Here is a 12,112-nt window from a genome sequence, read left to right as displayed (position 1 = left end):
CATGACGGTGACCCTCGATCGACCCGTCAAGAAGCCGACCTTCCAGGGGGTCAGCAAGCGGCGACGCTTCGCCGATCTGACGGCGGCGGTGCTCGTGACCCTCGCGGTGCTGGTCGCGCTGGTGCCGCTGGTGTGGGTGCTCTATACGGTGATCGTCCGCGGCTTTCCCGCCATGGCCAGCGCGACCTGGTTCACCAACTCGTTCAGCGGCCTGTCCGCGTCCGCCACCGGCGGCGGCATCTACCACGCCCTGATCGGAACCCTGATCCAGGGACTGGTGTGCGCGGTGCTGTCGATCCCACTCGGACTGTTCGTCGCCATCTACCTGGTGGAGTACGCGGGCCCGTCCAAGCTCGGCCGGCTGACCACGTTCATGGTCGACATCCTCAGCGGTGTCCCGTCCATCGTGGCCGCGCTGTTCATCTACGCGCTGTGGATCGCGACCTTCGGCTTCCCCAAGTCGGCGTTCGCGGTGTCCCTGGCCCTGGTCCTGCTGATGGTCCCCGTCGTCGTCCGCAGCACCGAGGAGATGCTCCGCATCGTGCCGCAGGACCTGCGCGAGGCCTCCTACGCGCTCGGCGTGCCGAAGTGGAAGACGATCATGCGGATCGTCGTCCCCACCGCGCTGCCGGGCATCATCACCGGCGTCATGCTGGCCCTGGCCCGTGTGCTCGGTGAGACCGCGCCGCTGCTGATCCTGGTCGGCTACGCGCCCTTCATCAACTTCGACATGTTCAACGGCGAGATGGGGTCGCTGCCCGGCGTCATGGTCGCCGAGATGAACAACCCGACCGACGCGGGTGCCAGCCGTATCTGGGGCGCGGCGCTCACGCTGATCATGCTGATCGCGGTGCTGAACATCGCGGCAAAGGCGATCGGTCACCTCTCCCGGGTCCGGAGCAAGTGACCCCATGACGACCACCACGCTCACACAACCCCGAGGGAGCCACCATGGCCAAGCGTCTTGATCTCAAGGACGTCAACATCTACTACGGCAAGTTCCACGCCGTCGCGGATGTGGGTCTGTCCGTGCCCCCGCGCAATGTGACCGCGTTCATCGGCCCCTCCGGCTGCGGAAAGTCCACGGTGCTGCGCTCGCTCAACCGCATGCACGAGGTCACCCCCGGTGCCCGCGTCGAGGGCGCCATCCTGCTCGACGGCGAGGACATCTACGGCTCGCAGGTCGACCCGGTCGGCGTCCGCCGCACCATCGGCATGGTGTTCCAGCGTCCGAACCCGTTCCCCACCATGTCGATTCGCGACAACGTGGTGGCCGGGCTGAAGCTACAGGGCGTGCGCAACAAGAAGCAGCTCGACGAGGTCGCCGAGCAGTCACTGCGCGGCGCCAACTTGTGGAACGAGGTCAAGGACCGCCTCGACAAGCCCGGTGGCGGGCTCTCCGGCGGCCAGCAGCAGCGTCTGTGCATCGCCCGCGCGATCGCGGTCTCGCCCGACGTGCTGCTCATGGACGAGCCGTGTTCGGCGCTCGACCCGATCTCGACGCTGGCCATCGAGGACCTGATCACGGAGCTGAAGAAGGACTTCACCATCGTGATCGTCACGCACAACATGCAGCAGGCCGCCCGGGTCAGCGATCAGACCGCGTTCTTCAATCTCGAGGCCACCGGCAAGCCCGGCCGGCTCGTCGAGATCGACGACACCGAGAAGATCTTCTCGAACCCGACGCAGAAGGCCACCGAGGATTACATCTCCGGTCGCTTCGGCTAGACAGCCCTCGTCGAACGGGCCGTTTTCGGGTATCGCTCTCGGGCGATGCCCCGGAAACGGCCCGTTCGCTTTTCGGTGCCTGCCGATACGAGAACGCCCCGACCGGTGATCCGGTCGGGGCGTCGTGGTCGTGTGGTCAGGATTCCAGCGAGGTGGTCTCTTCGGGGTCGACGGGCATCTTGCCGGTGACCAGGAAGATGACGCGGCGGGCGACCTCGACCGCGTGATCGGCGAAGCGCTCGTAGAACCGGCCAAGCAGGGTCACGTCGACGGCCGCGGCCACGCCGTGCTTCCACTCCCGGTCCATCAGCACGCTGAAGAGGTGGCGGTGCAGATCGTCCATCGCGTCGTCCTCCTCGCGGAGCTTCGCGGCCCGCTCGGGGTCGCGGGTCTCGAGGACCTCACGCGCGCCTGCGCCGAGGGCGACCGCGATCCGGCCCATCTCGGCGAAGTAGCCGTTGACCTCCTCGGGCAGCACATGGTTCGGATGTCGGCGGCGAGCGATCTTGGCGACGTGCAGCGCCAGCGCCCCCATCCGGTCGATGTCCGCGACGATCTGGATTCCGCTGACCACGGACCGGAGATCCCCTGCGACCGGCGCCTGCAGCGCGAGCAGGGCGAACGCCCGCTCCTCGCATGCGACGCTGAGTTCGGTGATCTGGTCGTGATCGCTGATGACCTGTTCGGCCAGCGAGAGGTCGGCCTGGAGCAGCGACTGGGTCGCCCGCTCCATGGCCGCGCCCGCCAGGCCCGCCATCTCGCCGAGCATGTCGGCGAGCTCGGTCATCTGTTCGTTGTAAGCCACGCGCATGGAATCAAAGCCTACGGTGTGTGGGATACCAAGTCACGGTCATTGGGTTAACGCGGCATGAATGACGGTGCACGTCAGGGCGGTAAAAGCCGGTCAGGCGCAGGAATCGTCTGCCGCATTGGTGAACGCCAGATCAGCGGGCAGGGCGTCGGCCGCGGCGCCGCTCGCGGAGGAGTTCTTCGGGGCCATGGTCGGGGTCAGGGCGGCGCCGACGGACTTCGGCGGGGCCACCTTCCCGGAGAAGCTCGACCCGAGCACCACCTCGACGATGCCGCCGAGATCGGAGGACTCTTGTAGCACCGCGCCGGGCAGCGAGGACGCCACCGTAGCGGCCTCCGCCTCGAGCTCGGGCGAGTAGCGGACCAGCGTGTTCGTGCTGGTGCCGCTGTAGTTCCCGACGCTGTAGATCTGGAATCCGTACGCGCCGAGATCGTCGGAGGCGGTGGCGGCGAGCCCGGTGACACCGGACCCGTTGGACACCTGCAGCGAAACGTCCATCGGGCTGACCGCCTCGAGCGCGGGCGGCGCGGGTGCGGCGGGCTTCGGGGCCGCGTGCGCGGAGGAGGGAGCCGGGTCCTTGCGCTCCTCGCCCGGTAGGGGCTCGTCGTCGATGATCGCCTGGAAGATCGCGTCGATGTCGTCCTGGCGGGGGATCTCGTTGCCCAGCTCGTTGGTGCCCGCGGTGGGGACAGTGAGGAACGTGACAGCGCCCGCATCCACGTTTTGCAGCGACCTGCCCAGCATCACGAGCGACTTGGTGTCGATGTTCTGGACGAAGGTGTCGCGGGTGAAGGCGTTGATGAAGCCGTTGAGCTTGCCCGGGTCGAACAGCACCTTGTTCGACAGCGCCCCGCGCAGCAGTGAGGAGAGGAACATCTGCTGGCGCTTGATCCGGCCGTAGTCCCCGTTGCCCTCGGCCTCGACCTTGCGCGCCCGCACGTAATTCAGCGCGGTGGCGCCGTCGATCGTCTGCTTGCCCGCATTCGGCAGAACCGTTCCGAGTTCCCCGTCGACCAGGGGTGTGGTCGTGCAGACCTCCACCCCGCCGACCTGGTTGACCATCGACTCGAATCCGGAGAAGTCCATGGCCACGAAGTGGCCGATCTTGAGGCCTGACATCTTCTGGATCACCTTGACCAGGCACTTCGGCCCGCCGAACGCGTAGGCCGAGTTGAGCTTGTCGTTGTCCGCCGCGGGATTCATCTCGGTCGAATACTGGCCCGTGTCGCTGTTCCAGTCCGCGCAACTGGGCCGAGCGATGTCCAGGTCGCGGGGGAACGACACCGCGACGACCCGGCTGCGGTCCGCCGGGATGTTGACCAGGATCACGGTGTCCGCGCGGGCACCCTCGGCGTCTTCGACCGAACCGGCGCCCACGCCGCCGTTCGCGCCCGCCCTGGTGTCGGTGCCGACGATCAGGTAGGTCTCGTCGCCGGTCTGCCCACCCGGGTCGACGACGTCGGTGCTGTCGAGGTCGAGCGCGGCCACCTGGCTGAAACCGTTGTCGGTGTTGCGCAGGTAGCCCCACGCGACACCGGTGATCCCCACGGAGGCCGCCGCGGCCACCGCGACCGCGCTGCGGCCGAGCACCCGCCACCGCTTCTGCTTGCGGCTCTTGCTCGCGGCGAGCCGGGTTTCGCCGGGCGCGCCGACGCGGACAGGGTCACCCGCGGCGGGACCGACGTGTTCGGGCTCCGCCCGGCGCAGCCAGCCGGTGGTCGGCGCGGGCGGCGGGTCGGGCACCGGATCCTGCCGCGGACGGGCGGGTGGCAGCGGCGACACCGCGGGAGTCTTCATCCGGCCGCTGTCAGCCGGCGGCGGGCTGTCGCGGTTCACCAGGTCGGAGACGGAGATCCGCTCGGTGTGCTCGCCGGGTTCGGCGTGCCTGCGACCGATCCGGCCGCTGTCGGTCCGCTGCTGGTCGGGAGGGCCGGGAGGTCCGGGAGGCTGCTGTGATTCGGGACGGTACTGGGGCCTGCTCACGTGCGAGAGCGGTCGTTCCCAGGGAGCGCGACCTTCAGGCACTTGGCCCGGAGTCTGATCGTCGCTCACCTACTTGAACCCTGCCTCTCACGTTTGCATCCACCGCCGCACCGGACGGTCACAACATGATACTTATCGGGACCGCTGGTTCCACTCAGGCTCGAGAGCGACCAGAGGTCACTGGTCAGCCGCCCGAGTGCATCAGGTCGGCGCCCGCCGGGACCAGGCAGTCCTCCGGATCGTCGAGCCAACCCTCGGGCAGGGAGACCTTGCCGGGCGACCCCTGGCGGCCGCGCGGACCCTCGGCGTCCTTGGGGAAGGGCACCGTCGGGTCGAGCTGGGCGAGGAGGTCGTCGAGCTCGGTGAGGGTGGACACCATGGCCATCGCCACCCGCATCTCCGATCCGGCGGGGAAGCCGCGGAGATACCAGGCGACGTGCTTGCGCAGCTCGCGCAGGCCCTTGTCCTCGCCGTGGTGGTCCGCCAGGAGTTCGGCATGCCGTCGGATGATGGACGCGACCTCGCCGAGGTTGGGCGGGGTCGGCTCGGGGGTGCCCGCGAGTGCGGCGCTCAGCTCGGCGAACAGCCACGGCCTGCCGAGGCAGCCGCGGCCGACGACGACGCCGTCGCAGCCGGTCTCCGCCATCATCCGGACCGCGTCCTCTGCGGCGAAGATGTCGCCGTTGCCGAGGACCGGGACGTCGGTGACGTGCTCCTTGAGCCGGGCGATCTCGTTCCAGTCCGCGGTGCCCGAATACCGCTGGGCGGCGGTGCGCGCGTGCAGGGCCACCGCGGCCGCGCCCTCGCCGGCGGCGATGCGCCCGGCATCCAGGTGGGTGTGGTGCTCGTCGTCGATGCCGACCCGGAACTTCACGGTGACCGGGATGTCGGTGCCCTCGGTCGCGCGGACCGCGGCCGCGACGATCTGACCGAACAGGGTGCGCTTGTACGGCAGGGCCGCGCCGCCGCCCTTGCTGGTCACCTTGGGAACCGGGCACCCGAAGTTCATGTCGATGTGGTCGGCCATGTTCTCGTCGACGATCATCTTCGCGGCGGCGTAGGTGGTCGCGGGGTCCACGGTGTACAGCTGCAGCGACCGTGGCGTCTCGGTGGGCCCGAAGGTGGTCATGTGCAGGGTCGCGGGCTGGCGCTCGACCAGCGCCCGCGCGGTCACCATCTCGCAGACGTACAGCCCGGAGGTGCTGCCCGAGCGGGCGAGCTCCAGCTCACGGCACAGGGTGCGGAACGCCACGTTCGTGATGCCCGCCATCGGGGCGAGCACGACGGGGCTGCGCAGCTCCAATGAGCCGATTCGGAGGTGCTGGCCGGCGGGTGATGACATTCGATACCTCTATAGAAAGGGCTGTGCCCGGTACCTGTTTCGGTACCGGGCACAGAATAGCTGGCGCTGTCAGCGCCGGTGTTCGCTGCGCGGGCTCCGCTCAGGAAGCCTGCTGCTCGCGCTTGGCGGCCTCACGGGCCAGCATGCGGTCGCGCTGCTCCTCGAACTTGGTGGCCTGTGCGTCGAGGTTCTCGAGGAACTTGGCGAGGTCCTCGCGGGTCTGCTCGCCCTCGGCGGTGAAGTCGGTGCGGTCGAAGATGTTCCACTTGCGGAGCACCGGCATCACCACCTCCTCGAGGTGCTGGCGGAGGTCGTAGATCCCGTGCTTGGCCATCAGGACGCCGTTGCGGCGGAAGTTGGGCATGCCCGCCCCTGGCATCTGAAAGTTCTGGACGATCGTGTTGATCGATCGCAGCGCCTGATCGGGCGCCAGGTCAAGGGCCGCGCTGCAGATGTTGCGGTAGAAGATCATGTGCAGGTTCTCGTCCGCGGCGATGCGCTGCAGCATCTTGTCGGCGACGGGCTCGTTGCAGGCCTTGCCGGTGTTGCGGTGCGAGACGCGGGTCGCGAGTTCCTGGAAGGTCACGTAAGCGACGGAGTGCAGCAGCCCGGCGGCGCCGCCGTCGGGCAGCGAGGAGTAGCCGTTGGTCATGTGCTCCATGCGGAAGCGCTCGAGCTCGACAGGGTCGACGGCGCGGGTCACGACGAGGTAATCGCGCATCACGATGCCGTGCCGGTTCTCCTCGGCGGTCCAGCGACCGACCCAGGTGCCCCAGGCGTGGTCCATCGAGAAGTTCTCGGCGATCTCACGGTGGTAGGACGGCAGGTTGTCCTCGGTGAGCAGGTTGGTGATCATGGCCGCGCGCGCGACCTCGTCGAGCTGAGACTGCTCGATGTCCCAGTCGTCGCCACCCATGGCGGCGAAGTTGCGGCCCTCGTCCCACGGGACGTAATCGTGGGGGTGCCATTCCTTGGCCATGGAGATGTGGCGATTCACGTTCTCCTCAGCAACCTGCGCCAGCTCCTGAAGCAGTTCGAGTTGGGTCAGATCCCTGGCCATACGCATGCCCTCCAAGTGTTGTCTGAAATCGGCTCAACGTAGCCTACGGGACCGTAACCACGTTGTGAATCGTTTGAAATGCTCACAGCCTGGGAATTACCACCGGGTATGGGACACCCCGTCCGGGTCATCGGCCCCCTCCAGCTTTCCGTTACAGCCCTGCTCGGAAGGGATGTCGCGCGTACTTTCTCCGCGCACGGAACTGGCGGCGTCCCCGATTCGGGACGCCGCCAGTTCTGGAGGGATTCGTGCGTGCGGACTACTTGCGCCCGCCGCCGAGCAGGCCGCCGAGCAGGTCGCCGAGGCCGCCGGCCGCGCCGCCACCCGCCGCGCCGCCGAGGAGGCTGCCGAGGACGTTTCCGAGGCCGCCCGCCGACTGTCCGCCGCCGCCGAGCAGGCCGCCGAGCAGGTCACCGATGCCGCCGCCGGACTGGGCCTGTGTGGGCGCCGCCGCGCCGCCGCCGGAGAACTGCTTGGCGATGAACGCCAGCACGATGGGGGCCAGGATCGGGAGCAGCTTGCCGACGAGGTTGCTGTCACCGGCGCCGCCCGTGTTGCCGAGCGCGCTGATCACCTGGTTCTTGTTGTCACCGAACACGTTGTTGACGATCTTCTCGCCGTCGGCCTCGTCGACCTGGTCGATGTCGACGCCGCCGGTGAGCAGGGCCGGATCGGAGTGCTGAGCGAGGGCGGTTTCCAGCGATGCGGCACCCGCCGGGTCCTGGGCGTTCGCCTCGAGGCCGCCGACCAGGGTCGGAATGGCCGTCTTCACGGCCGCGGTCGCGGTCTCCTCGTCGACCCCGAGCTTGGCAGCGATCTGGCTGATCGGGATCTGGGACAGAAGGTCGTCAAGTGATGCCATGGGTGCCCGCCTTTTCGTGGACGCTCTTTTCTCGAGCGTCCGGGTGCGTCCGACACTAGTGACCGTTTCGGCAGGTTGGGAGGATCGCCGCGCGGACCGGCGCGTCGATTCAGCCGGTCGCGGAGGCCTTTTCGCGCGGCACGAGGCATGCGAACAGCGCCACGACGAGCCCGCCGGCAACGAGATTGAGCCCCATCTGATTGCTCAGCAGGTTCGATGCATGGTCGCGGAACTCGTCGCCGAAGCGTTCATTGACCCGAAAGAAGAACGCGGCCAAGGTGATCACGCCGACGATGATGCCGACCCAGCCGAGCGCCCTCGAGCCGACGAGCGCGCTGAGCAGGATGAGTGCCGCCGAGATCACCAGCAGCATCGCCATCGACTTGTAGAACGCCACCGACTGATCGCCGAGTTGCTCGAGTGCCCAGCCGGCAGGGAAACCGTTTCGGAGATCGTCGATCCCGACATCGGTGGGCGTGACGTCCTGCATGATCGGCAGGAAGGCGCCGATGCCGACCGCGATCCCGCACAGCAGCAGGACGAAGTGGACCCAGGTTCGCATGGCGCTCTCCCTCGCATCGGATCGGGTGTCACGCGTGCTACACCCACGGTAACAACACGTGCGGTCCGCCGCTGGCGGAACCCGAGCGATGCGAGCAGGATTCACGCCATGGGCGACAACATGCGACGTCTCGAGGAGATCATCGCCGATCTCCCGGAAGCCGAGCGGGTCGATGTGGCCGCGTGGGGCGACCACCCCACCTTCCGGGTGCGGGGCAAGAACTTCGTGTTCAGTGACAACACGGCCGAGCATCTCTCGTTCAAGCTGACGAAGGACGAGGCCGCCGCGGTGGTCGCCACCGAACCCGGGGCGAGTCCGTCCGGTTACGGCCTGGGCAGGCACGGGTGGGTGGCGCTCGACGTCGAAACCGATGCGGACGGGGAGCGCTGGGCGCAACTGCGCGAGTGGGTCCGGACCAGCTTCATCTTGGTGGCGCCGAAGACGCTCGCGCGCCGGGTGCTCGAGGAGGACGGTGCGAGATGAGCGAGGAGAACGCGACCACCGGTGCGGTGCCGGCAGGGAAACAAGGTCTGCCCGGCTGGGCCAGGAAGGTGTTCGCCGGGCTGGTTCTCGCTGTCGTCCTGGTGGTCACGTACTTCATCCTGGCCGCCTTCCTGCCGAGATGGTGGGCGCAGCAGGCCGGGGCGTTGTCGTCGGGCAGCTTCACGAGGGGCATCGCCTGGGGGCTGATGTACGGCGTGCTGTGCACGGTGGTGCCGCTGTTGCTGTTCTTCCTGGCCTGGCGGGTCCGCGGCCGAAAGCACAGTCGCGTGGTGCAGGTGGTGGCGGTGACCCTGGGAATCGTTGCGGCGCTACCGAATTTGCTGACGCTGACAGTGGTGTTCGGGGGGAACACCGCTGCGCATGCGGGGGAGCGGATCCTCGACGTGGATGCGCCCGGATTCCGGGGCGCGTCGCTGGTCGGCGCGATCATCGGGGTACTGGCTTTCGCGGTGTTCGTCGCGCGCAGCGTGTCCTATCGACGCCGAGGCGCCGAGCTCGCCAGGATGCGCGAGGAGGAAAGGGTGCGCCGAGAGGCGGTCGCGGCGGACGCGGAAGCCGTGCCGGGCCCGGACGAGCAGGGCTGACCCCCCGACTCAGGTCCGGCGGGCCACGAAGTCGCGGAAGCGCCGGACTGGTGGGGTCATGTGGCGGTCCGGTGCCCAGATCATCCCGATCTCGCGCGCCGCACGCGCGCCGCGGATGGGGATGATCACGATCCCGTCGGGCCAGCGGGCCGCCCGCGCGACCGGGACCAGCGCCACCCCGAGCCCGGCGGACACCAGTCCCGTCGCCGTGGCGAGTTCACTGCTCTCGAAGACGATCTCGGGCGTGAACCCGGCCCCCTCCGCGGCCTCGTCGAGCAGCCGTCGCATGCCGAAATCGGGATGCATGGCGATGAAGGGCTCGTCCGCGGCGTCGCCGAGGTCGATGGCCGCCCGGCCGGCCAGGCGATGCCCGGCGGGAACCGCGAGCGCGAGGGGCTGACGGCTCAGCAGCAGCCACTGCAGGTCGGCCGCGTCCGGTCGGGGCGAGACCACGGCCAGGTCGGCGTGACCGGACCGGACCCGTTCGCCGAGGAGCCCGGCGGCGTCCTGGTGCAGCGCGAACCGGATCTGCGGCGCCTCGGCGCGGAAGCCCCGGATCAGGTCGGGGACCAGCCAGGTGCCGAACGAATGCAGGAAGTCGAGTCGCACGGTGCCTGCCGTGGGACTGATCATCGTGGCGATCCGCTCCTCGGCGTTCGTGAGTTCGTTCAGCGCGCGCGAGGCGTGCTCGAACATCAACCGGCCGTGCTGGTTGAGGCGGAGGCGGCGTCCGTGGCGGTCGAACAGCTCGACGCCGAGCTGTCGCTCGAGCCGGGCCAACCGTCGCGACAATGTCGGTTGGGACAGTCGCAATAGGTCGGCCGCGGAGGTCACCTGGCCCTCCTCGGCGAGGACCACGAACCATTTCAGGTAGGTGGAGAGCATGTCGGTCCCGATCCGTTGGCGACTACATATGTCTTCTCTGCATATAGAACACCGAAAACTCTCATTATGTCGATAAGTGCAGGTCGGTCAGGATGGACTTCGGAGGCCATTCGATGACTATGACGACGACACTCACGCGGCAGGACGCACCGCACCGGCGCGGAACGCCCGGCTATACCCGGATCACGCTCGCCCTGTTCGCGGCCGGACTGACCACCTTCGTCTCGATGTACTCGACGCAGGCGCTGCTGCCCGCGCTGGCACAGGATTTCGGGGTGCCGCCCGGCACGGCCGCGCTCGCGGTCTCGGTGACCACCGGCATGCTCGCGCTGGCCGTCATCCCGGCGAGCGTGCTCTCCGAGCGGTTCGGACGCACCAGGGTGATGGTCTGGTCGGCCGTGCTGTCCTGCGCGGTGGGATTGGTGCTGCCCCTCAGCCCGACGATCGAATGGCTACTCGTAGGGCGCGTGGTCCAGGGGCTGGCCCTGGCTGGGATCCCGGCCGTTGCGATGGCGTATCTCGCGGAAGAGGTGCACGGCAGGGATCTGGGTGCCGCGATGGGCCGGTACGTCGCCGGAACCACGATCGGCGGACTCCTGGGCAGGCTGATCCCGTCCACGGTGCTCGACATGAGCACGTGGCGATGGGCGATGGAGGCATCCGCGGTGGCGGCGGTGCTGCTGGCGGTGGTGATGACCAAGACATTGCCGGGGTCGCGTTTCTTTCGGCCGAAGCGGGTGAGCTGGGGGACCGTCACGGCCAATCTCTTTCTGCACCTTCGTAACCGGGATCTCAGGGTGCTGTTCGCGCTCGGTTTCATCCTGATGGGCGGTTTCGTCTCCGCCTACAATTTCCTCGGTTTTCGGCTGCTGGCCCCGCCGTTCGATCTGACGGAGGCCGCGGTCGGCGCGGTCTTCCTGCTCTACCTCTCGGGGACGGTCACGGCCGCGGTGGCCGGTCGGCTGGGCGACCTGGTCGGCAGGCGATGGGTGCTCCTGGCAGCGGTATGTGTGAGCGCGGTCGGCCTGGTGGTGACGCTGCCGGACGTTCTCGCGCTGGTGTTGGTCGGCATGCTGCTGTTCACCGGAGGGTTCTTCGCGGCGCACTCGGTGGCGAGTGGCTGGGTGGGTGCACTCGCCACCGAGCACCGTGCGGAGGCGTCATCGCTGTACCTGTGCGCCTACTACCTCGGCTCGAGCCTGGCCGCCGCAGGCGCCGGCCTCGCCTTCGGGTGGGGCGGATGGACGGCGACCGTGGCCTATGTCGGTGCGCTGCTGCTGGCCGCCATCTGGCTCTCGCTGTTGATGCTGCGGGCGCCCGAGGTCAGACGCGCTGACGCGCCCGCGTGAGGGGCGGGCTGGTCTGCTGTTTCGCCGCCAGGCCGAGCGCGCCCGCAGCCGTGACGATCGCCCCAGCGGCAACGGACACGATCGCCGCCGCGGTCGTGCCGTTGGGGAAGTCCATCGCCAGCGGTGTGGCGAGCAGGAAGAGCCCGAGTGCGATGAGACCCCAATGGCTCGACCGCGATTCGGTGGACATGGCCCACAGGCCGACGGAGTAGGCGAGCAGACCGAGGATGAGGATGGCGCCGGTGATCTGCCGGTAACCCCGATCCGGCACCCACATGCTCAGCAGCACGAGGGCGATTCCGGTCGCGACGACGACCATGTCGCGGCGTACCTCGCGGACGTGTTCGGAATCGCTCATGGCAGCCTCCCTGATGGTGCGCCGCCACGCTCACCGGCTTCGGGGATCGGAGCGTGACGTCACTCGCTTCCGGTGTCCCCATTC

At 68.4% G+C, this 12,112-nt stretch carries 13 protein-coding genes; 5 read left to right on the top strand and 8 right to left on the bottom strand.

Annotated features, from left to right (window positions below; all coding sequences use genetic code 11):
- Position 1: 1 nt before the first annotated feature.
- Both pstA and pstB read left to right on the top strand, forming a co-directional pair.
- Positions 2–907 (top strand): phosphate ABC transporter permease PstA, encoded by a 906-nt coding sequence (gene pstA, locus JOE46_RS13550; RefSeq protein ID WP_097211974.1) that lies wholly within the window; start codon positions 2–4, stop codon positions 905–907.
- A gap of 44 nt (positions 908–951) precedes the next feature.
- The gene (gene pstB / locus JOE46_RS13545; protein ID WP_027503383.1) at positions 952–1,728 is read left to right on the top strand and encodes a phosphate ABC transporter ATP-binding protein PstB; all 777 of its coding nucleotides are present in this window, start codon (positions 952–954) and stop codon (positions 1,726–1,728) included.
- A gap of 136 nt (positions 1,729–1,864) precedes the next feature.
- Here pstB and phoU read toward each other — a convergent pair whose 3' ends face one another.
- The 6 genes from phoU to JOE46_RS13515 all read right to left on the bottom strand — a co-directional run bounded on the left by phoU (position 1,865) and on the right by JOE46_RS13515 (position 8,348).
- On the bottom strand, positions 1,865–2,539 hold the full coding sequence (gene phoU / locus JOE46_RS13540) for a phosphate signaling complex protein PhoU (RefSeq protein ID WP_097211975.1): 675 nt from the start codon (positions 2,537–2,539) through the stop codon (positions 1,865–1,867).
- Positions 2,540–2,632: 93 nt separating this feature from the next.
- The gene (locus tag JOE46_RS13535) at positions 2,633–4,591 is read right to left on the bottom strand and encodes an LCP family protein (RefSeq protein ID WP_374102893.1); all 1,959 of its coding nucleotides are present in this window, start codon (positions 4,589–4,591) and stop codon (positions 2,633–2,635) included.
- A gap of 115 nt (positions 4,592–4,706) precedes the next feature.
- Positions 4,707–5,864 (bottom strand): tRNA dihydrouridine synthase DusB, encoded by a 1,158-nt coding sequence (dusB, locus tag JOE46_RS13530; protein WP_077042797.1) that lies wholly within the window; start codon positions 5,862–5,864, stop codon positions 4,707–4,709.
- 100 nt (positions 5,865–5,964) lie between these two features.
- Positions 5,965–6,924 carry an acyl-ACP desaturase gene (locus tag JOE46_RS13525; RefSeq protein WP_097211977.1) on the bottom strand — a complete coding sequence of 320 codons (960 nt, stop codon included), beginning with the start codon at positions 6,922–6,924 and terminating at the stop codon, positions 5,965–5,967.
- A gap of 259 nt (positions 6,925–7,183) precedes the next feature.
- Positions 7,184–7,786, bottom strand: coding sequence for a DUF937 domain-containing protein (locus tag JOE46_RS13520; RefSeq protein WP_097211978.1), 603 nt, complete (start codon positions 7,784–7,786; stop codon positions 7,184–7,186).
- Between the two features lie 109 nt (positions 7,787–7,895).
- Positions 7,896–8,348: a hypothetical protein gene (locus JOE46_RS13515; protein ID WP_209927543.1), complete on the bottom strand. Its 453-nt coding sequence runs from the start codon at positions 8,346–8,348 to the stop codon at positions 7,896–7,898.
- 108 nt (positions 8,349–8,456) lie between these two features.
- Here JOE46_RS13515 and JOE46_RS13510 point away from each other — a divergent pair, with 108 nt between their 5' ends.
- On the top strand, positions 8,457–8,831 hold the full coding sequence (locus JOE46_RS13510) for an MmcQ/YjbR family DNA-binding protein (protein WP_097211980.1): 375 nt from the start codon (positions 8,457–8,459) through the stop codon (positions 8,829–8,831).
- The gene (locus JOE46_RS13505; RefSeq protein ID WP_209927541.1) at positions 8,828–9,436 is read left to right on the top strand and encodes a hypothetical protein; all 609 of its coding nucleotides are present in this window, start codon (positions 8,828–8,830) and stop codon (positions 9,434–9,436) included. The genes JOE46_RS13510 and JOE46_RS13505 overlap by 4 nt, the downstream gene beginning before the upstream one ends.
- Before the next feature lie 9 nt (positions 9,437–9,445).
- Here JOE46_RS13505 and JOE46_RS13500 read toward each other — a convergent pair whose 3' ends face one another.
- Entirely contained in the window at positions 9,446–10,321 is an 876-nt protein-coding gene (locus JOE46_RS13500; RefSeq protein ID WP_209927540.1) for a LysR family transcriptional regulator, read from the bottom strand.
- Positions 10,322–10,434: 113 nt separating this feature from the next.
- On the opposite strand from JOE46_RS13500, the gene JOE46_RS13495 reads away from it, so the two are divergent.
- Positions 10,435–11,670 carry an MFS transporter gene (locus JOE46_RS13495; RefSeq protein WP_097212004.1) on the top strand — a complete coding sequence of 412 codons (1,236 nt, stop codon included), beginning with the start codon at positions 10,435–10,437 and terminating at the stop codon, positions 11,668–11,670.
- Here JOE46_RS13495 and JOE46_RS13490 read toward each other — a convergent pair.
- Entirely contained in the window at positions 11,645–12,028 is a 384-nt protein-coding gene (locus JOE46_RS13490) for a hypothetical protein (protein WP_097211983.1), read from the bottom strand. The genes JOE46_RS13495 and JOE46_RS13490 overlap by 26 nt on opposite strands.
- Positions 12,029–12,112: the final 84 nt, after the last annotated feature.

This window comes from Rhodococcus sp. PvR099 (genome assembly GCF_017833315.1).
GTDB classification, from domain to species: domain Bacteria; phylum Actinomycetota; class Actinomycetes; order Mycobacteriales; family Mycobacteriaceae; genus Rhodococcus_G; species Rhodococcus_G oryzae.
The sequence above is the reverse complement of the archived record's forward strand: the minus strand, read 5'-3'. Positions and strand labels throughout refer to the sequence as shown.